The sequence below is a fragment of the Marinobacter shengliensis genome (genome assembly GCF_030297115.1).
Taxonomy (GTDB): Bacteria; Pseudomonadota; Gammaproteobacteria; order Pseudomonadales; family Oleiphilaceae; genus Marinobacter; species Marinobacter shengliensis.
The window spans coordinates 2499479-2519484 of the sequence record NZ_AP028062.1 but is presented as its reverse complement, the minus strand read 5'-3'; the positions used below and the strand labels follow the sequence as shown (position 1 = coordinate 2519484).

The window sequence follows — 20006 nt, the reverse complement described above, 5'->3', positions numbered from 1 at the left end:
GCAGCCGAACGACAGCAATCTATGATTGCTGGCTGGACCCGCTTGCGGGGGCTCGTAGCGTTTCCAGGAAAGAACCCCCGGCCCTCTTAACTAACACCAAAAAAACGCGGCAAACTCAGAACTCATAACGCAGCCCCGTAGAAAACTGGAACGTATTGGCACTACTGCCAGTGTCTTTGAACAGCCGCCCACCCTCAAACACCAGGAAGGTGTTGCTCAACACCTCGAAATCCACTCCGGCCAGCCAGCTGATGCTGAAACTGCTGTCCGGGTAATCGCCCTCGAGATCCCGGAACTGCGCGTTGTAGCTTTCCTCACGGTTGGGCAGGGTTGCCTCGCCTTTTACGTGGGTAAAACCGGCCTGCGCATACACGTTGGCATAATCGGTAATCGGGTAGTGCAGGCCCATGTACCAGCTGGCGAAGTAATCGACAGCCAGGGTCAGGTCGCCACCGGAAACATCGGCATCGTTGAAGCCGCCACCCAGACGGATCTCGGCGTGAATCAGGTCGTTCAGGTGACCACCGATCACCAGCGTACCGGCTTGGCCCCAGGCATCCTCCTTGGTGCGCTCGCCGATAGAGCGGTGCTCCAGAGCGGTCACCAGTAGGCCAACGTAGTGCTTGTCAGAACGAGGAGTGTCTTGTGCCTGTGCCGACAATGGGGCGAGGCTGATGGCCATCAGGCTGGAGCTGAGGAAACGTAGTGCGACCTTGTTCATTATTATCCGGCTTCCTGTCAGTAACGTTGCTGACGCCAGATTCTGCCTTGTGTAACGCTTTGTTACGCAGACGCCGGTCACACTTCCCCGTGTCAGCCGGCCCGCTTACAGGTCAGCCAGAAGGCCTTCCTCCTGCGCAAGCATCAGCAGGGCGTAAACGCCATTCTCCGGGAGTTGTGGTTCCAGGCCTTCGTCAAACATCAGTTGCCGACGGCGGTCTTCAAGGGTGTCGCTGTCGATGCCGGTAATCAGTTCGGAAATTGGAGCAATCTCGAAAGGGGCATCCTGGCTGACGGCACTGAAAATCAGATCGATCAGAATTTCATCCGGGTCCATGCCATCCACGTATACGGTCTGGTCTGGCAAGTCCTGATGGAGTTCCTGAACCAGTTCGAGCAGTGGCACGCCCTGTTCTTCGAGGTACAGCAGGTCAAAGTCCCCCAGGTCGCCGTCATCTGGCAGCCAGGCTTCCTCCGGGGCAATAACCACGGTTTTCATCTGGCCGTCTTCCAGCGACCAGGCCATGGCGACGGGAAACAGGGCGTCGTCAGTCTGACAGTATTCGATGTCCAGGAATCGGGGTATCGACACAGTGGGCTCCGGCGTTGATCAGTGGGTGCGTATAGGGACTAACCGGCAGCCTGGTAGGAGCGGGGCCGGCTTCATGCCATACTGTAGCAGCCATTATCATGCAATCAGGAAGATCATGGAACACACTGAATTTAATAATGACTTGATTGAATTTCTGAATGCCTCTCCAACACCGTGGCATGCAGTAAGCACCATGAAATCCCGGCTTGATGACGCCGGTTTTCAGCAGCTGGATGAGCGGGAAGAGTGGGCGCTGGAGCAGGGCCGGGGCTATTACGCCATTCGCAATGGCTCCTCCATTATTGCCTTCCGCACCGGCAAGAATGACGTAGCGACTTCCGGCATCCGGATGGTGGGTGCCCACACCGACAGCCCCTGCCTGAAGGTAAAGCCGAATCCCGAGATTCGCCGCAAGGGCTTTTTCCAGTTAGGTGTGGAAGTTTACGGCGGCGTGTTGCTGAACTCGTGGTTTGACCGGGATCTGTCGTTGGCCGGCCGGGTTACGGTTCTGGATGAGGACGGTAAGGTCCGGGACACCCTGGTGGACTTCCGTAAGCCGGTGGCAATTATTCCCAGCCTGGCCATTCACCTGGACCGGGAAGCCAACAGCAATCGTTCAGTGAATGCCCAGACAGACCTGCCTCCGGTCGTTATGCAACTGCCGGAAACCGATACAACGTCATTTGCTGACTTGCTGCGTGAGCAGTTGATCAGTGAATCCGGCCTGAAGATTCGTAAAGTGTTGGGCTATGAACTGAGTTTCTACGATGCCCAGGGCGCGTCTTTCGTTGGTTTGCGTCAGGAGTTTCTGGCGTCGGCCCGTCTCGATAACCTGCTCAGTTGTTACATTGGCCTGCAGTCCCTGTTGAACACTTCAGGTGATGAAGCCGCGCTTCTGGTGTGCAATGACCACGAAGAAGTGGGTAGCATGTCGGCGGAAGGTGCCCAGGGCCCGTTCCTGGGAGCCGTTCTGGAGCGCTGGTGTGGCGCAGGCAAGGGCAGGGCGATTGCCCGCTCCATGATGATTTCCGCAGATAATGCCCACGGTGTGCACCCGAATTTCATGGACAAACACGATGAAAACCACGGTCCGATCCTGAACCAGGGGCCGGTCATCAAGGTTAACCACAACCAGCGCTACGCCACCAACAGCCGGTCGGCCGCTCTGTACCGGCATATCAGTGATGAGCTTGGCCTGCCGCACCAAACATTTGTGGTACGCAGTGACATGGGTTGTGGCAGCACCATCGGGCCGCTGACCGCCGGTAATCTGGGCGTGACCACGCTGGATATCGGTGTGCCGCAGTTCGCCATGCATTCCATCCGTGAAATGATCGGTAGTCAGGATGGTTATACCCTGTACCAGGTTCTGAAGGAATTTATGCAGCGGGAAGAGGTTTTCTGAGGCAGAAATGAAAAAGCCGCTGATGTTGAATCAGCGGCTTTCTCGGAATAAGTGGCTCCCCGACCTGGGCTCGAACCAGGGACAAACGGATTAACAGTCCGTTGCTCTACCAACTGAGCTATCGGGGAACAGCATCAAGTGGCGGGCATATTAAGTTCTTTAATAGTGTTCGTCAACCCCCTGAAAAGAAAGGTCAAAATTTGCACAAGCGCAGTCAATCGGGCTACCGCCCGCCGGTCTGGTTACGTAACGGACACATCCAGTCTGTGTGGCCAACGCTGTTCCGGAACGTGACCATGCCACAGCCGGAAACCGCTGTTCTGGCGACTCCGGATAACGATGAACTGCACCTGGATTGGTACCGTCAGGGCAGTGACCGCCTGGCCATTGTGTCCCATGGTCTGGAAGGCCACAGCCGGCGCCCCTATGTGCTCGGGCTGGCGCGGGCATTAATGGCGGATGGCTGGGATGTGCTGGCCTGGAACTTCCGATCCTGCGGCGGGGTGATGAATCGCCAGCCACGGTTCTATCACAGCGGAGCCACGGAAGACCTGCATACGGTGGTGTCCCACGCGCTGGAAGGCCACTACAGCAACCTGTTCCTGTCTGGCTTCAGCATGGGCGGCAACCTCACCCTGCTATACCTCGGCGAGCAGGGCGAGCGTGTTGATAGTCGCATCAGCGGTGCCGTTGCCTATTCAGTGCCCGCAGACCTGGCTGGTAGCGCGGATATGCTGGCCCTGCCCAGTCGCAGGATCTACATGCAGCGCTTTCTGAGGGATCTGCACGGCAAAATGCAGGAAAAGGCCCGTCGGTTTCCGGATCTGATTGACGTGACCGGATTCGACAACATCCGCAACTTTCACGAATTTGATAACCGCTACACCGCACCCCTGCATGGCTTCCGGGATGCCCAGGACTACTGGGCCAGCTGCTCGGCACTGTTTCGGTTGAAGGACATACGGGTACCGGCGTTGATGGTTAATGCGGTAGACGATCCCTTCCTGTCAGCCCGATGTTTCCCGGAAGGCCGTAAGGTCCTCGGCGCCGACGTTACCGTCGAGGCGCCAAAGTGGGGCGGGCATGTGGGATTTGTCGAGCTGGCCCGTGACGGTTACTACTGGTCTGAGCGCAGGGCGCTGGGGTTCCTGTCCAGGATCAACGGCTCCAGTTGAGGCCATAGATTGTCCAGCAGTACCGGCTGGGCAGCCTCGGTGGGGTGAATGCCGTCCTCCTGCATTAGCCCATCCTCGTTGTAGATGCCCTCAAGAAAAAAGGGAACCAGAGGCGTGTCGTAGCGGTCAGACAGGTTCGGGAAGATGTCCGCAAACAGGCGGGTATAACGCTGGCCATAGTTCGGTGGAATTTGCATGCCCACCAGCACCGGGATGGCACCGACATCCCGCACTTGCTCGATCATGTCGGCGAGGTTGGATTCAATCACATTCGGTGGAAAGCCGCGCAGGCCGTCGTTCCCGCCAAGCTCGATGATCACAACGTCTGGCTGGTTTTTCTGAAGCAGTTCAGGCAGCCGCCGCAGGCCGCCATCGGTGGTTTCGCCGCTGATGCTGGCGTTCACAACGTTCCAGTTCAGGCCCTGTTCATCAAGCCTGTCCCTCAGCAGCTGAACCCAGGCTGTGTCGGACGGCACGCCATAGGCGGCACTGAGGCTGTCGCCAACTACCAGTAGTGTGTTCTGGCTGGCCAGAGCGGAGAGCGACAGCAACATCAGTGCTGAGAGGGCAAATGATCTGACCAACGCCGATACCGTATGCATAGTAAATTCGTATACCCTTTACAGATTCAATAAAACACAGCACCAGACAACGGAGCCACCGTGAACCAGATGACGGACCCCAAACTAGCCGCCACAAACCCCATGTTACGGGTGACCGACCTTACTCACCGGGTGAGCCTGGAAACTGATACGTTGACGATCTTGCAGGGGGTCAGTCTGGAAATCAATCGGGGAGAGTCCGTAGCCATTGTTGGCCGCTCCGGTTCCGGAAAAACCACTTTGCTCGGATTGCTTGCCGGGCTGGACACCCCGACCGAAGGTAAAGTAGAGCTGGACGGTGCTGAAATCAGTAACCTGACGGAAGACCAGCGAGCACAGCTCCGGGCGAGCCGGGTTGGCTTCGTGTTCCAGTCATTCCAGCTGTTGCCGGCGCTGAGCGCGCTGGAGAACGTAATGTTGCCCCTCGAGCTGGCAGGGATGGAATCGCCGGAGGCACGGGCCAAAGAACTGCTTGAGCGGGTAGGGCTGGGCGAGCGCCTGAGCCATACGCCACGGCAGTTATCCGGAGGTGAACAGCAGCGGGTAGCCATCGCCCGGGCTTTCGCTTCCGACCCGGTTATTCTGTTTGCGGATGAGCCCACCGGCAACCTGGATAACCGCACCGGGCAGGCGGTGTCGGATCTGCTGATGGATCTGAACCGGGAGCAAGGCACCACCTTGGTCATGGTCACCCACGATGAACACCTGGCAGCGCGATGCGGCCGGCAGCTTCACATTGAAGCCGGTGTACTGACAGAGCCGGAAGCGGCCCGGGAGTTGGCTGACTGATGGCGGCTGCAAAAAAACTGATGTCGGTGCGCCGGGACTGGCGCGAGCGTGATGTGCGGGTTGTGCTGGTGGCCCTGGTGATTGCCGTGGCAACCGTGGCTACCATTGCCCTGTTCGCCAACCAGCTGCAGCGAACCCTGGTCTCCTCGGCCAGCTCTTTCCTGGCGGCGGATCGCCAGCTTGAGGCGGAGAATGGCCGGCCAGTGCCGGCTGAATGGATTGACGAAGCCCGTGATCGGGGCCTGGAGACCGGCCAGCTGATTGAATTCTCCACCATGGTATTTGGTGAAGGTGGGTTCCAGCTGGTTTCCGTCAAGGCCGTCAGTGATGAGTATCCCCTGCGTGGCGAGATCGAAATCCAACCAGTCTCTGATGCCCCGCGCCAAACCGTGAGTGCCGGCCCCGGGCGGGGCGAGATCTGGGTCAATCCCCGGTTGCTCCGATTGTTGGAACTCGAGATTGGTGAGACGCTGGAAGTGGGCAATCTTGAACTTGAGATCACCAGCCTGCTGATAAGGGAGCCGGACGGCGGTTTCCGGCTATCCTCCCTGGCCCCGCGTGTGATGATTCATGTGGACGACGTGCCCGGCACCGGCGTGATACAGGAAGGCAGCCGCGCTGAATACGTGTATCTGTTCGCCGGGCCTGACAACCTGCTTGACGACTACTATCAATGGCTGGAGCCACAGCTGGAACCGAGCCATGAATGGGAAAGTGTGCGCGATGGCGAAACCTTCTCCCGATCCCTGGAGCGTGCTGAACGTTTCCTGTTGCTCGGTGGCAGCCTGGCGGTCCTGCTGGCGGCGGTGGCCGTGGCGGTTGCCAGCCGTCAGTACGCCTTGTCTCAGCGGGATACCGTGGCACTTCTTAAAACCCTGGGGCTGTCGAGCCGGGGAATTGGCGGCCTTTACCTGCGCCGGTTGGCGCTGTGGGGTATCGCCGGTGTGATTGGTGGCCTGCTGGTGGCGCTGCCGCTGTTCTGGATTCTGGTTCGCCTGTTGAGCGACGTGCTGGAGCAGCCGGTCGATTTCCATCTGGCGCCTTCGGCCCTGGTACCCGCCTTGCTTACGGCTCTGGTTTCCCTGTTCGCGTTTGCCTATCCGCCCATTCGCCGGCTGCGCAATGTGGCTGCGATGCGGGTTCTGAGGGCGCAGCCCGGGGAAAGTGGGCGAGACGCGATCCCCGATATTGCGATTGCGATTCTCGCCGTGTTCGGTCTGGTCTGGTTATACGCTGGCGAGGTTGCGCTGGTGTTTGCCTTGTTGGGCGGCCTGGCACTCCTGTTGGCGGTGTTGGCGTTGGTCGGTGGCCTGATGGTGGCGGTTCTGCGCCGTGTACGTGGCGGCGGCAACGCCTGGCGCCTGGCGCTGGTGGGCCTGTACCGGCATCGACAGGCCAGCATGGCGCAAATGGCGGTGTTTGCCATGACATTGATGCTGGCGGCCACGCTGATCCTGGTGCGCACTTCTTTGCTCGACGACTGGCAGGCCCAGTTACCGGATAATGCCCCCAATCACTTCCTGATTAACATCGCACCGGATGCGGTGGACGAAGTGGAAGCCTTCTGGGCAGAGCGTGACGCCCCATTGGATACGGTCTATCCCATGGTGCGCGGGCGCTTGACGGAACTGAATGATCAGCCGGTTCTGGAGGCCGTGAGCAAGGATGAACGCATTGGTGCTCTGAACCGTGAACTGAACCTGACCTGGATGGCAGAACTGCCTGAAGATAATGAGATTGTTGCCGGCGAGTGGTTTGCCCCCGGCGACACCATCGGTGTGTCGGTTGAGGCAGAGCTGGCGGAACGCATGGGGCTGGTCATGGGGGATCGCCTGACCTTCACCATTGGTTCGGAAACGGTGACAGAACCGGTCACCAGCATTCGTACTGTGCAATGGGACAGCATGAAGCCCAACTTCTACATGGCCTTCCCGCCCGGCGGTGGGCTGACGGATATGCCTGGTACCTGGATTACCAGTTTCCATCTGGATGAGCGTAACAAAGTAGCGCTCAATGAGTTTTCACGCCGGTTCCCGACCGTCTCGGTTCTGGAGATCGATCATATCATCGAGCGTATCCAGCAGATTGTGCGCCAGGTTACCCAGGCCATTGAAGCCATTCTTGCGCTGATCCTGGCGGCGGCTCTGGTGGTGATGGCGGCGGTGGTCAGCGCCACACTGCGGGATCGTCAGCGGGAGGGCGCTTTGCTTCGCACCCTGGGCGGCCAGCAGTCATTGCTTGCCCGCAGTACCATGCTGGAGTTTGCCCTGCTGGGGTTCGTCGCGGGTATTATGGGTGTGTTGGCGGCAGAGGCGGCGGTCTATGCGCTTCAAGTCAGAATGTTTGAGGGTACTTTCCGCTGGCACTGGCAGGTGATGTTGCCCATTCCTTTCATCAGTGCAGCGCTGCTGGCATTGTTCGGGCGCTGGCAGTTGCGCCCGGTTCTGAGTGTGTCACCCATGCTGCTGTTGCGGCGGCTGGAATAAACTGTCAGCGATAGTTCGCGAGAATGGCCTGTAGCTCGCCATTCTCGCGAATCTTCTGCAGCTCCTCGTTGAAGGCCTGCACGAACTCCGTCCACTCCGGGCGAACCATGATCCGGAAACCATACTGGCTGATGGCAGTCTCGGAGCTGCTGAAATGTTCTGCCATGCCTTCGGTTTTCAGAATCCACTGGCCGACAAGTCGGTCAGCCAGGGCCGTGTCAAACCGTTCGCCGTGCAGCAGAAACCGGAACATATCCCGGTCACGGGAGACGTCAAAACGCCGAATCTGTTCACTTTCGAAGTAGGAATCAAGGGCAGGGTACATGTAGCCCAGGTGAGTAACCACGGTTTTTCCGAACAGGTCGCTCGGGTGGTTGTACTCAAATTCGGCGCCGTTTGCGAAGAAGAACACTTCTTCTACATGGACAACCGGGTTGGTGAACAGAAACTGTTCGGGCTTTTCCGTCCATTCGATGGCACGGGGGGTGCCGTCCAGGAAACCGTCGGCCAGCATCTGGTCGACCCGCTTTCTTGGAATTTTCATGAACTCAAGATCGTAACCGAGGCGCGGCACAATCAGTGCGACCACGTCCCACATGATGCCGGAGGGCTTCTCGCCATCCACAATCAGGTATGGGGGGTAGCCGTTGGGGGATATGTTGAAACGGAAGGTCCCGGATTGGTCTTCGCCACTGTGTGCCGCCATGGACAGGCACAGGCCCGCCGTCAGAATGGCAAAGCTACGGCGTGAAAAAAGCGATGCTCTGGACAATAGATCTTTCATTCAAAGAAACTCAGGTTGTTGCAGGCCACTGCGGTATAACGATCAAACTTACCCGGCCAACTCCCTGCCAGAACGTTGCTAAATAGTAACGACTTCCTCCTATAAATCAATCATTGTGAATCTGACTTTAGGCTAACCCATCGGGCGATGGGTCAGCCCAGATAACTCCGATCAGGCCCAGGCGCGCCGCAGCACCGAAAGGGCATCTTCCTTCGCGACTTCCCGCGGGTTGAACATGATGGAGCCGTCGTCCAGCGCCATCTCGGCGATGGCCTCCAGCTGACTCTCCAGCACCTTGCCGGTTTCTTTCAGGGTACGGGGCAGCTCACAGCGTTTATGCAGTGCGTCCCTGAGCTTGCGGATGGCGGAAATGCTGGCCTCGGCACGGCGGGCTGCAGGAGTTGCCGAGAATACTTCCGGGCCTTCCAGGTAGAGCAGCAGTTCGCCCAGGGGTTCACGGATGCTTTCAATGTTGAATTCAAGCACATACGGCAGGTACAGGCTCATGCACAGGCCATGGGGCAGGTGGCAGATCGCGCCGGTTGCGTGGCCCAGGGAGTGTACAAGCCCAACCATGGAGTTGGAGAAGGCAATGCCGGCCATGGTAGAGGCCTGGGCCAGTTCAAGCCGCCCGTTCTCGTCTTTGGGGTTGTCCATTACCGCCAGAAGTGACTGGCTCACCTTTTTGATGGCAGCCGTGGCGTAGGCATCGCTCAGCGGATTCTTGGCCATGCAGGTAAACGCTTCGACCGCGTGAGTCATGGCATCCATGGCGGTTGCGGCGGTGATATGGGGAGGCAGGGTCAGCGTCATCCGTGGGTCGATGATCGCCGCATTCGGCAACAGGAACGATGAGGTGAACGGCAGCTTCACGCCTTTTTTCTCATCGGTAATCACGGCAACGGATGTGACTTCAGAGCCCGTTCCGGCTGTGGTTGGTACCACGAAGAAGGGCTTCAGGGGATGCTTCAGAATACCTGCGCCACTGTACTTGGCGATGTCGTCGCCACCTTCGGAGACCAGAATGTTCACGGCTTTGCCGGTATCAATGGCGGAGCCGCCGCCCACGGCAATAATGGAATCGCACTTTTCCTTGCGGTAAACCGTGGCGATATCGCGAACAACCGTTGTAGAAGAATCCGGGGGGACGTCGTCATAAATAGAGACGATTTCCAGTCCGCTTTCTTCGCAAGCGGCAATCACAGGGTCAAGCAGGCCTGCCGCCCGAACACCCTTATCGGTAACAATCATCGGGCGCTTGGCGGCCAGGCCGGTCAATTCAAACGGAATGTGTTCCAAGGCAGCTTTGCCGGCAATCACTTTTACCGGGCAGAAGAACTCGTAGTATTTGTTGGTCATTATGCTCTCACTGTCTCGACAAAGTTGGTGGCGACTTTCAGGTAGATGCGGGCACCGCTGATCAGTTTTTCAGGCAGATGCAGGTTGGCTGGGTATTCCTTGACCGCTCGCTGTGCGACCAGCTTGGGTAGGATGAATGACTCCAGGCGGTTGAGCACACGGGTCATACGCACGGCGTAACTGACATCACCATCTACCAGCATGCGGTCGTTGGCAAAGGCCACCGAGGTCTTTTCCTGGAAGGACAGTACCAGGAACGCATGGGCCATATGCTTGAACTGAATGGAAAGGTCCACCGGCCGGGGAGCACTGTCGCCGTGGAAATGCAGTTTGCCATCTCCGGTGTGCTCAACGATCAGCTTGGGGCCATTGGGCATCACCTGCATCTCGAACAGAAATCCTTCGGGCAGGGCGCGAGTTTCGTTCCGGGTTTGTTCGTCTACTTCGCTGATTGCCTGCAGGGCCCGGCCCATTACCTGGAACATCAGTTCCACATAGGACCGCCTTGCGTGGGAAATCATCGGTTGAAGTCGCTTTACGAGCATGATCGCCATCCGATTGTTGTTTGTTTGACTGATTTTTAGAGTTATTGCTCTAAATGTCAATGCAATCTGTGACGGCTTTTTTGCGTCAACGTGGCAAATGCTTTAGCCATAAAAAAACCGGGAGCGTTAAGCCCCCGGTTTTTATCCCCGCCACGTGTTTGCTATTGGGACAGATCGGCTAGTTTTCTTTTGGCTTCCTCGCCCACATCGCCGCCGGCTTCGGCGGCTTTCGAGTAATGGCCAATGGCGTCATTCCGACGGTTCTGACGGCTGGCAATATCGCCAAGCCGCAGATAGGCAATGGAGGTAGGCACCACCTGATTGGCCCGCTCAAGGTGCCCACGGGCTTTGTCCAGATTATTCATGGCCAGTGAGTTCAGGCCGTTGTATAGCTGGTACTGGAACATCTCCGGGTATAGCGACACCGCCTTGTCGAAATCCGCCTGGGCTTTCTCTGTTTGCTTCTGTTCTTTGTAGATCCGCCCCCTGAGGGCGAAGAACATGGCCTCGCGCGGTTCCAGCTCGATCGCCTTGTTGATGGAATCAAGGGCGGCTTTCATATCACCTTTGGATGCCAGTTCCATGGCTTTATCGTGGGCGTCATAGGCGGGTTGGAGTTCTTTAAGCAGGGCAATGCGCCGTTGGTAAATGTCGCGGCCCCGGAAGCCACCGGTTCCCAGCTCTGAGGCCAGGGCCTGGTTCTCCCGAACCCGCCTGGCTGAAGGCGGGTGGGTGGCGAACATGCCGTCCAGCCAACTTGTCTGCCTGCCCTGGGATAATTCCAGAAACAGCTCTTGCAGCTCAACCGCTGCCTGAGGGTCGTAACCGGCGGCTTTCATGTAACGAATGCCGTAGTGGTCGGATTCCAGCTCATCACCCTGGCTGTACTGTGCGAGAGCCAGCTGGGCGCCCACGGCCGCGCCGCCCATAATCAGCCCGGCCCACTCGTTATCAGACAGCGCAAAACCAAGGCCGGCGACGCCAGCGCTGATCAGCATCCCCTGTTGCATGCGTTGCACGCTGTGCCGCGCCGCAGCGTGGACAATCTCATGCCCCATCACAGCGGCTAACTGGGCTTCATCCTCAAACTTGACCAGCAGGCCCCGGTTGATGGCGATCTTGCCCCCAGGCAAAGCCCAGGCATTGGGCACGCTGCTATTGAGTACCACAAACTCGTACGGCAAATCGGGGCGATCACTAACCCGAGCCAGCTTCATGCCGACCTCGCGAACATAGACTGTCAATTCCGGGTCCAGATAAAACTGCCCACCCTGGGTTTGCTGGGTTGGGGTGTAGTGCTCGGCCCCGAGCGCCAATTCCTGGCTTTCAGGGATCAAAGACAGCTGCTTTTTGCCGGTGACCGGGTTTACAGCACAGCCCGCAATGGCAAGAAACATCACCGAGAGTAACGTCAGTCTCAGAATTTGTCCGGGGTTCACATCCGACTCCTTTGGGCGACCGGTTCCGTGGACGCGCAATTGTTGATTTGGGTGTTTCATTATATAGCACAGTACGACCGGTGTTTTAGTGTCAGACCACCCGGGTTGTGGCCGGTTCATGCACCTTCGCGTATCATTGTCACGCAACCTCTCTGCCATATACGTTACAACGGATCGACAACCACGCATGGGCTATTACCTGGAACTCATTGCTTTGTTCTGGTTTCTGGTGTGCTGGGTAGGCTACACCTGGTATTCCCGAAATCGGGCAAGTACTCGCGCCTGCCTCTCAAACACGCTGGATATGTATCGTGAAGACTGGATGCGGGTAATGCTCAAGCGGGAGAACCGGATATCGGACGCTTCCGTGGTCGGTAATCTTGAGCGCAATGGTGCCTTCTTCGCATCCAGCTGCTTGCTGATACTGGCTGGTATCATCACTGCACTCGGCTACACCCGTGAAGCCATGGAAGTGTTCGCCACCATGCCTTTCAGCGCCGTACCGACCCGGGAAATCTGGGAGCTTCGATTAGTGGTGTTGCTGGTGGTGTTCGTGTATGCCTTCTTCAAGTTCACCTGGTCTATGCGCATGTACAACTTTGTGGCGGTGATGATAGGCAGCGCGCCCCTACCGGACGACACCAAAACCAGCCCCGCCGCCCGGGAGGCCTTTGCCCGCAGTGCCGGCAACATCTGCAACCTGGCAGGGGACGCGTTTAACCTTGGGTTGCGGTCCTATTATTACGCCCTGGCCGTGGTGGCCTGGTTTATCCATCCCATGGTGTTTATAGCGGCTTCTACCCTGGTGGTTGTCGTACTTTACCGTCGGGAATTCCAGTCTGATGCGTTGGTTGCCCTGCGTGCCGGGAAAGTGTTCGAAGAACCCGTACCCGGTAAGCAAGCTGCAGAAACCACTCCGAAAAGCTGAATTGCAGGACATCCCTGAATGAACGATGAAACCCGAATCAACCGGGTAAACCGGTTTGTGAACACCCTCAACCAGGCCCGTGAACTGGGCCTGAGTGCGAAGGAAGCGGGCGAGGGCTACCTGGTCATGGAACTGCCGTACAGCGACAGGATCATTGGTAACCCGGATACCGGCGTTATCCACGGTGGTGCCATTACCACTCTTATGGACACCGCCTCCGGCTCCGTGATGATCTGTGCCCTGGAAGACTTCGAGCTCTGCCCGACCCTCGACTTGCGGGTGGACTACATGCGCCCGGCCGAACCCCACAAGCCTGTCTATGCCCGGGCCGAGACCTACAAGATCACCAAGAACATCATCTTTACCCGCTGCGAGGCCTATCAGGAAGGCGGTGAAACCATTGCCAACTGTGTTGGCACGTTCATGAGAATCGGCAAAGAAGCCACCCCGAAATCCTACCGAGACCTGATCACCGGAGGCGAGGAATGACCGACCCGGAAATCCTCAAATACACCCAGCAAACCGGCGACTTCTCCCGCATGCTGGAGAGCATTCCCTACGCCACCTGGATTGGCTTGCAATGCGACCGCTTTGGAGACGACCTGATTTTTCGGTTGCCAAAGAAAGAAGAGAACCTGGGCAATCCGATTTTGCCGGCGATTCACGGCGGTGTGATTGGTGGCTTCATGGAAATGTCGGCAGCGATCTACCTGATCATGTCTCAAGATACCTTGCGGATGCCGAGAATTGTCGACTTTTCCCTGGACTACCTGCGCGCGGGCCTTAACCGGGAAACCTACGCCGAATGCCGCCTGACCCGCCAGGGCAACCGGGTTGCCAATGTGATGATCTCGGCCTGGCAAAAGTCCCGTTCCCAACCCATCGCCACGGCCCGCGCCCACTTCCTCCTCGAAGACTGAATTGGTTCTGACTGGGGTTGAAATGCCCCGGCTGACCCCCCATCTCTGGTTCAAGAAATTTCAGCATTGGTGCAGGCAAGCGGGTGGGGATGGCTTTCCGAAACACGCCTCGAGACGTCCCTGTGCGGCTCGGGCTCCGCCCCGCAGGGCTTATTGCTCCTGCGGCGCACTGCGGGTCCTGGGCTGGCCGTCCTTGGCCAGCCCGTGAAGAGCTTTCGCTCTTCACCCATGGCTCCGCACGGTTCCGGAAAGCCATCCCCACCCGCTCGCCCAGACATCGTGCTTTCACTGGCCTAACTCAAAAGTCGGGTGGGCTGGGCCGGTAGGTTCTTCCAAAACCTTGCGGAGCCATGGATGGCGGAGCAGAGCGTACATGGACGTATTCACAGCGTGTTTTGGAAGAACCTACCGGCCCAGGCCGCTCCACAAAAGTTAAAACCCGAGCAGGAGAAAAACACAGCCATGACGGTAGAAACAAACAAAGAGACCCTGGGATTCCAGACCGAAGTGAAGCAACTGCTTCACCTGATGATCCACTCCCTGTACTCGAACAAGGAAATCTTCCTTCGTGAGCTTATCTCTAACGCCTCAGACGCCGAAGACAAACTGCGCTTCGCTGCCCTGAAAGACGACAAACTCTACGAAGGCGACCCCGACCTCAAAATCCGCCTGGATTACGACAAAGACACCGGCACCATTACCCTCGCCGACAACGGCATCGGCATGACCCGTGACGACGTTATCTCCAACCTTGGCACCATCGCCCGTTCTGGCACCGCCGAATTCCTCAAGCAACTGTCTGGTGACGAGAAGAAAGACAGCAAGCTGATTGGCCAGTTTGGTGTGGGCTTTTACTCCGCCTTTATTGTTGCCGACAAAGTCGACGTATTCACACGCCGTGCCGGCGCACCGGCAGAAGAAGGTGTGCACTGGGAATCCAAGGGCGATGGCGAGTTCACCATCGAGCCGGTGACCCGTGAGCAGCGTGGAACCGAGATTGTTCTGCACCTGAAATCCGACGCCAAAGAATTCGCCGATGGCTGGAAACTGCGCAGCTTGGTCAAGAAGTACTCCGACCACATCTCCTTCCCAGTCGTAATGAAGGCCGAGTCAGAGGAAGAAGACAAGAAGGGCGAAGAGGAAACCGTCAACGACGCCACCGCCCTGTGGACCTTGCCCCGTAACGAGATCAAGGACGAAGAGTACAAAGAATTCTACAAGCACATCGGCCACGACTTCGAAGACCCGCTGACCTGGTCCCACAACAAAGTGGAAGGCAAGCTGGACTACACCAGCCTGCTGTATATCCCCAAGCGCGCGCCGTTTGATCTGTACAACCGGGAGGCACCCCGTGGCCTGAAGCTGTACGTACAGCGCGTGTTCATCATGGACGATGCCGAGCAGTTCCTGCCGTTGTACCTGCGCTTCACCAAGGGTGTGATCGATTCCAACGATCTGTCCCTGAACGTGTCCCGGGAGATTCTGCAGAACGACAGTACCGTAGAAAGCATCCGCACCGCCTTGACCAAGCGGGTACTGGATATGCTGTCCAAGCTGGCCAAGAAAGACAGCGACGAATACCAGGGCTTCTGGGACGAGTTTGGCACCGTTCTGAAAGAGGGCCCAGCAGAAGACTTCAGCAACCGCGAGAAAATTGCCGGCCTGTTGCGTTTTGCCTCCACCCATACCGGCGAGTCTACCCAGAACGTTTCCCTGGATGACTACATCGCCCGGATGAAGGAAGGCCAGAGCAAGATCTATTACATCACCGCTGACAACTTCATGGCGGCCAAGAGCAGCCCGCATCTGGAAGTGTTCCGCAAGAAAGGCATTGAGGTTCTGATCCTGTCTGACCGTATCGACGAGTGGATGATGGGTTACCTTAACGAGTACGACGGCAAGCAGTTCCAGGACGTGGCCCGTGGTGATCTGGATCTCGGTGAAGTGGAAACCGAGGAGGACAAGAAGCACCAGGAGGAGGCCGCCAAGGAACATAAGGATCTGATCGCGCGCATCCAGAAAGCGCTGGAAGACCGGGTGCAGGAAGTCCGGGTAACCAACCGTTTGACGGACTCACCCGCCTGCCTGGTCACTGGCCAGTTCGATATGGGCGCCCAGATGAAGAAGATCATGGAAGCTGCTGGCCAGAAAGTGCCCGACAGCAAGCCGATCTTTGAAATCAACGTGGACCATCCTCTGGTGCAGCGCCTGGAGCAGGAAGCCAAAGATGAGCGCTTCGGCGAGTTGTCTGCGGTGTTGTTCGACCAGGCCACCCTGGCCAGTGGCGAGCAACTGAAAGACCCCGGCGCCTATGTCAGCCGCCTGAACCGTCTGCTGCTGGAGCTGGCTAACTGAGCCGGCCCTGACCATGCAGCAGATAATTGTGGACATCAGCATCAGCCCTGACGAGTGGATCAAACTCTACCAGGGCGTTGCCACCGATGTTCGCACCACGGCCCGGGACGGACGCTCTGTCCGTTTCCCGGCCCGTATCCTTTCCCGATTCTTCCTCAAAGACGGCATTCAGGGCAGTTTCCGCATCCTGTTTGACGATCAGGGCAAGTTTGCCTCCATCGAGCGTTTGTAACGCCCTCCTTTAAGACTGGCCTTCCTATGCCTTTAGCGATAAAGAAAAACTTTCAAAAGCTTATTTTTAATTAATTGTCTGTTGGTCGCTCCCCCGCGATAAGGTGAAGGTGTTCTCGCAATCAAGGAGTTGCGCCATGTCAGTGTCAATCGAATTTGCACCGGTAGCATGGAAGGACTTGCTCGGGATTCTGGTGGACTACTATCAGGATTACGCAATCGCCCAGTGATCGTTCTGTCGCTTTGCCCGGGCTGCGGGAAGTCCATAGGGATTCACTATACAGGCGGTAGTAAACATTCAAGCAGCGGCCTGTGAATGATCTATATTTAGTGATGCCCTTGATCGTGAAATGTTTTTTTGCCAATGACGCAGAAACAGGAGAATACGATGTCTGAGAATAATAGTGGTGGTAAGTGCCCGGTCATGCACGGGTCTAATACGCAGGAGCAGGGCAATGTGGCGGCCTGGTGGCCGGAGAACCTGAATCTGGACATCCTGCACCAGCACGACAGCAAGACTAACCCGATGGGCGAAGACTTCGACTACCGCGAAGAAGTCAAAAAACTCGATTACGAAGCGCTCGAAAAGGACATGCACGAGCTGATGACCAACAGCCAGGATTGGTGGCCGGCAGATTGGGGTCACTATGGCGGTCTGATGATTCGTATGGCGTGGCACGCGGCAGGCACCTACCGGCTGGCCGACGGCCGTGGTGGCGGTGGCACCGGCAACCAGCGTTTTGCTCCTCTGAATTCCTGGCCCGATAACGGCAACCTTGATAAGGCTCGCCGCCTGCTGTGGCCGATCAAGAAGAAGTATGGCAACAAGGTAAGCTGGGCCGACCTGTTTATCCTTGCCGGTAACATTGCCTATGAGTCCATGGGCTTCAAAACCTTTGGCTTCTCCTACGGCCGTCAGGACATTTGGCACCCCGAGAAAGACATCTACTGGGGCGCAGAGAAAGAGTGGCTGGCGCCCTCTGACAGCCGCTACGAGAGCGTAGACAAGCCAAACACCATGGAAAACCCGCTGGCCGCGGTTCAAATGGGCTTGATTTACGTGAACCCAGAGGGGGTAAACGGCAATCCTGATCCTCTCAAGACCGGTGAGCAGGTTCGCGAAACCTTCGCCCGTATGGCCATGAACGACGAAGAAACCGCTGCACTGACCGCCGGTGGCCACACCGTGGGTAAAGCGCACGGTAACGGCGATGCGGACGCGCTTGGGCCGGAACCGGAAGCAGCAGACGTAGAGAATCAGGGCTTCGGCTGGATCAACCCCAACATGCAGGGTAAGGCAACAAATGCCATTACTTCCGGCATCGAGGGCGCCTGGACCACCAACCCGACCAAATTCGACATGGGTTATTTCGACCTGCTGTTCGGTTACGACTGGCAGTTGACCAAGAGCCCGGCTGGCGCAAACCAGTGGGAGCCGGTCGACATCAAAGAAGAGCATATGCCGGTTGACCCGACCGACATGAAGACCCGCGTCAAGCCGATGATGACCGACGCCGACATGGCCATGAAAATGGACCCGAAGTACCGCGCCATCTGTGAGAAGTTCATGGCAGATCCGGAGTACTTCAAAGACTGCTTCGCCCGTGCCTGGTTCAAGCTGACACACCGGGATATGGGGCCGAAGTCCCGTTACATCGGCCCGGACGTTCCCGCTGAAGACCTGATCTGGCAGGACCCGGTTCCCCAGGGTGAGACCAACTACATTGAGGAAGTGGTCAAAGAGAAAATCGCTGACGCTGGCCTGAGCCTGAACGAGCTGATCACCACGGCCTGGGACAGCGCACGCACCTTCCGTGGCTCGGACATGCGTGGTGGCGCCAACGGTGCCCGCATCCGCCTGGCTCCTCAGAAAGACTGGGAAGGCAACGAGCCGCAGCGCCTGGCCAAGGTATTGAAGGTGTATGAGAAAATCTCAGCCGACACCGGCGCGAGCATCGCTGATGTCATCGTGCTGGGCGGTAACCTGGGCATTGAGATGGCCGCCAAGGCCGCTGGCCATGATGTGCACGTGCCGTTCCTGAAAGGCCGTGGCGATGCCACCGACGCGATGACCGATGCGGCATCGTTCGAGCCGCTGGAACCGCTGTCTGATGGCTTCCGTAACTGGCAGAAGAAAGACTACGTGGTCAAACCGGAAGAGATGCTTCTGGACCGTGCCCAGCTGATGGGCCTGACTGCGCCGGAGATGACGGTTCTGCTGGGCGGTATGCGGGTGCTGGGTACCAACTACGGTGGCACCAAGCACGGCGTGTTCACAGATCGCGTTGGCCAGCTGACCAACGACTTCTTCGTGAACCTGACCGACATGGCCAACCGTTGGGAGCCCACTGGCAAGAACTCCTACAACATCGTGGATCGCAAGAGCGGCAACACCAAGTTTTCCGCGACCCGTGTTGACCTGGTGTTCGGTTCCAACTCCATCCTGCGTGCCTACGCAGAGCTGTACGCCCAGGACGACAACGAAGCCAAGTTCGTGAAAGACTTCGTAGCCGCCTGGACCAAGGTAATGAACGCAGACCGCTTCGACGTGAAGAAGTAAGCCGCAGTAACCAGCCGGGCATCCTGTTTCGGGATGCCCGGCTACCTATTTGCCCCCGAATTCCTTACAATCCGCTCCGCCTGATTTTTGATCAGCCGTCTTTGATCTTTTCTTCTCAGTATCTGGAGCTTTCATGCGAATCATCCTTGCCCCGATGGAAGGGCTGGTCGACGCACCCATCCGTGAAACCCTGACCAAAGTCGGCGGGATTGACCGGTGCGTGACGGAATTTATTCGCGTGACCCACGGCATGCTGCCGCCCCGGATTTTCTACAAGTACGCCCCGGAACTTCACAATAACGCGCTGACCGAAGTGGGCACACCCGTGGCCGTGCAGTTGCTGGGTTCAAACGCCGAAATGATGGGCCGCCACGGTGCCAAGGCCGCTGAACTGGGAGCAGGGCAGGTGGATATCAATTTTGGCTGCCCCGCCAAAACCGTCAACAAGCACAAAGGTGGTTGCGTGCTGATGCGGGAGCCGGAGTTGATGTATGAAATCACCGCGGCCGTGCGCAAAGCAGTGCCTGCCAACATTCCGGTAACCGCCAAGATGCGCCTGGGCTACGACGATCGCTCCATGGGTGTGGCCTGTGGCCAGGCACTGGAAGCCGCCGGGGCATCGGAGATCGTGATCCACGCCCGTAGTAAAGTGGATGGCTACAAACCGCCCGCCTACTGGGAAGAGATTGCCAAAGTGCGCGAAGCAGTCCAAAGCCACGTCATCGCCAACGGCGAAATCTGGACAGTGGAAGACTACTGGCGCTGCCGCAAAGTCTCTGGCTGCGATGATGTGATGATTGGCCGTGGCCTGATTGCCCGGCCAGACCTGGCGACACAGATTAAAGCCTCACAGCAGGGTGACTCTATCGAACCCATGGCCTGGCCGGAAGCGGTTGCCCTGGTGCGTGAATATGCGGCAGCCTTGCAAACTCGCCTGGAAGACAAATACGTGACCGGTCGCATCAAGCAATGGCTCAATTACCTGCGCCAGGGCTTTGCCGAAGCCGAGGCGCTTTGGCCCCAGGCTCGGAAGCTCCGGGACGTGGCGCCCATGCTGGCTTGCCTTGACCAGCCAGTTGATTTACCCACCCAGCGAACCAACGTTGCCTGATCCGC

Annotated in this window: 18 protein-coding genes and 1 tRNA gene; 11 read left to right on the top strand and 8 right to left on the bottom strand. The window is 57.7% G+C overall.

The annotated features are described in order from the left end of the window. Positions 1-115: 115 nt before the first annotated feature. Both QUE75_RS11575 and QUE75_RS11570 read right to left on the bottom strand, forming a co-directional pair. Positions 116-721: an outer membrane beta-barrel protein gene (locus QUE75_RS11575; protein WP_061332753.1), complete on the bottom strand. Its 606-nt coding sequence runs from the start codon at positions 719-721 to the stop codon at positions 116-118. Positions 722-826: 105 nt separating this feature from the next. Beyond that, positions 827-1312, bottom strand: a complete 486-nt coding sequence (locus QUE75_RS11570) for a hypothetical protein (protein WP_286250240.1) — start codon at positions 1310-1312, stop codon at positions 827-829. A gap of 115 nt (positions 1313-1427) precedes the next feature. Between QUE75_RS11570 and QUE75_RS11565 the strand changes: the two genes are divergently transcribed. Continuing rightward, positions 1428-2717, top strand: coding sequence for a M18 family aminopeptidase (locus QUE75_RS11565; protein WP_286250238.1), 1290 nt, complete (start codon positions 1428-1430; stop codon positions 2715-2717). A 52-nt stretch (positions 2718-2769) separates the two neighbouring features. Here the strand turns inward: QUE75_RS11565 and QUE75_RS11560 are convergent. Beyond that, positions 2770-2845 (bottom strand) — tRNA-Asn (locus QUE75_RS11560). Between the two features lie 168 nt (positions 2846-3013). Here QUE75_RS11560 and QUE75_RS11555 point away from each other — a divergent pair. Beyond that, positions 3014-3892: a YheT family hydrolase gene (locus QUE75_RS11555; protein ID WP_286250236.1), complete on the top strand. Its 879-nt coding sequence runs from the start codon at positions 3014-3016 to the stop codon at positions 3890-3892. Here QUE75_RS11555 and QUE75_RS11550 read toward each other — a convergent pair. Then, positions 3835-4494 (bottom strand): arylesterase, encoded by a 660-nt coding sequence (locus tag QUE75_RS11550; protein WP_286250234.1) that lies wholly within the window; start codon positions 4492-4494, stop codon positions 3835-3837. The genes QUE75_RS11555 and QUE75_RS11550 overlap by 58 nt on opposite strands. A gap of 69 nt (positions 4495-4563) precedes the next feature. Here QUE75_RS11550 and QUE75_RS11545 point away from each other — a divergent pair, with 69 nt between their 5' ends. Both QUE75_RS11545 and QUE75_RS11540 read left to right on the top strand, forming a co-directional pair. After that, positions 4564-5283, top strand: a complete 720-nt coding sequence (locus QUE75_RS11545; RefSeq protein ID WP_286255681.1) for an ABC transporter ATP-binding protein — start codon at positions 4564-4566, stop codon at positions 5281-5283. Continuing rightward, the gene (locus QUE75_RS11540) at positions 5283-7769 is read left to right on the top strand and encodes an ABC transporter permease (RefSeq protein WP_286250231.1); all 2487 of its coding nucleotides are present in this window, start codon (positions 5283-5285) and stop codon (positions 7767-7769) included. Before QUE75_RS11545 ends, QUE75_RS11540 begins: the two co-directional genes overlap by 1 nt. 4 nt (positions 7770-7773) lie before the next feature. Here QUE75_RS11540 and QUE75_RS11535 read toward each other — a convergent pair whose 3' ends face one another. The 4 genes from QUE75_RS11535 to QUE75_RS11520 all read right to left on the bottom strand — a co-directional run bounded on the left by QUE75_RS11535 (position 7774) and on the right by QUE75_RS11520 (position 11854). Continuing rightward, a complete protein-coding gene (locus tag QUE75_RS11535) occupies positions 7774-8553 on the bottom strand; it encodes a substrate-binding periplasmic protein (RefSeq protein WP_286250229.1) in 780 nt (259 codons plus the stop codon). A 171-nt stretch (positions 8554-8724) separates the two neighbouring features. Then, the gene (locus tag QUE75_RS11530; RefSeq protein WP_286250228.1) at positions 8725-9912 is read right to left on the bottom strand and encodes an iron-containing alcohol dehydrogenase; all 1188 of its coding nucleotides are present in this window, start codon (positions 9910-9912) and stop codon (positions 8725-8727) included. After that, on the bottom strand, positions 9912-10457 hold the full coding sequence (locus QUE75_RS11525; protein WP_058090560.1) for a hypothetical protein: 546 nt from the start codon (positions 10455-10457) through the stop codon (positions 9912-9914). Before QUE75_RS11525 ends, QUE75_RS11530 begins: the two co-directional genes overlap by 1 nt. Positions 10458-10618: 161 nt before the next feature. Continuing rightward, entirely contained in the window at positions 10619-11854 is a 1236-nt protein-coding gene (locus tag QUE75_RS11520; RefSeq protein WP_058090593.1) for a M48 family metalloprotease, read from the bottom strand. Between the two features lie 229 nt (positions 11855-12083). Here QUE75_RS11520 and QUE75_RS11515 point away from each other — a divergent pair, with 229 nt between their 5' ends. The 7 genes from QUE75_RS11515 to QUE75_RS11485 all read left to right on the top strand — a co-directional run bounded on the left by QUE75_RS11515 (position 12084) and on the right by QUE75_RS11485 (position 20001). Then, positions 12084-12824 (top strand): DUF599 domain-containing protein, encoded by a 741-nt coding sequence (locus QUE75_RS11515; protein WP_286255679.1) that lies wholly within the window; start codon positions 12084-12086, stop codon positions 12822-12824. Between the two features lie 18 nt (positions 12825-12842). Beyond that, positions 12843-13313, top strand: a complete 471-nt coding sequence (locus QUE75_RS11510; RefSeq protein ID WP_061332768.1) for a PaaI family thioesterase — start codon at positions 12843-12845, stop codon at positions 13311-13313. After that, entirely contained in the window at positions 13310-13744 is a 435-nt protein-coding gene (locus QUE75_RS11505; RefSeq protein WP_058090563.1) for a PaaI family thioesterase, read from the top strand. Before QUE75_RS11510 ends, QUE75_RS11505 begins: the two co-directional genes overlap by 4 nt. A gap of 462 nt (positions 13745-14206) precedes the next feature. Further along, positions 14207-16099 (top strand): molecular chaperone HtpG, encoded by a 1893-nt coding sequence (gene htpG, locus QUE75_RS11500; protein WP_286250222.1) that lies wholly within the window; start codon positions 14207-14209, stop codon positions 16097-16099. Between the two features lie 13 nt (positions 16100-16112). Beyond that, on the top strand, positions 16113-16331 hold the full coding sequence (locus QUE75_RS11495; protein ID WP_061332772.1) for a DUF2835 domain-containing protein: 219 nt from the start codon (positions 16113-16115) through the stop codon (positions 16329-16331). A gap of 387 nt (positions 16332-16718) precedes the next feature. Next, complete coding sequence (gene katG, locus QUE75_RS11490) at positions 16719-18890, top strand: catalase/peroxidase HPI (RefSeq protein ID WP_286250219.1); 2172 nt, start codon at positions 16719-16721, stop codon at positions 18888-18890. A gap of 133 nt (positions 18891-19023) precedes the next feature. Further along, entirely contained in the window at positions 19024-20001 is a 978-nt protein-coding gene (locus tag QUE75_RS11485; RefSeq protein ID WP_286250217.1) for a tRNA dihydrouridine synthase, read from the top strand. Positions 20002-20006: the final 5 nt, after the last annotated feature.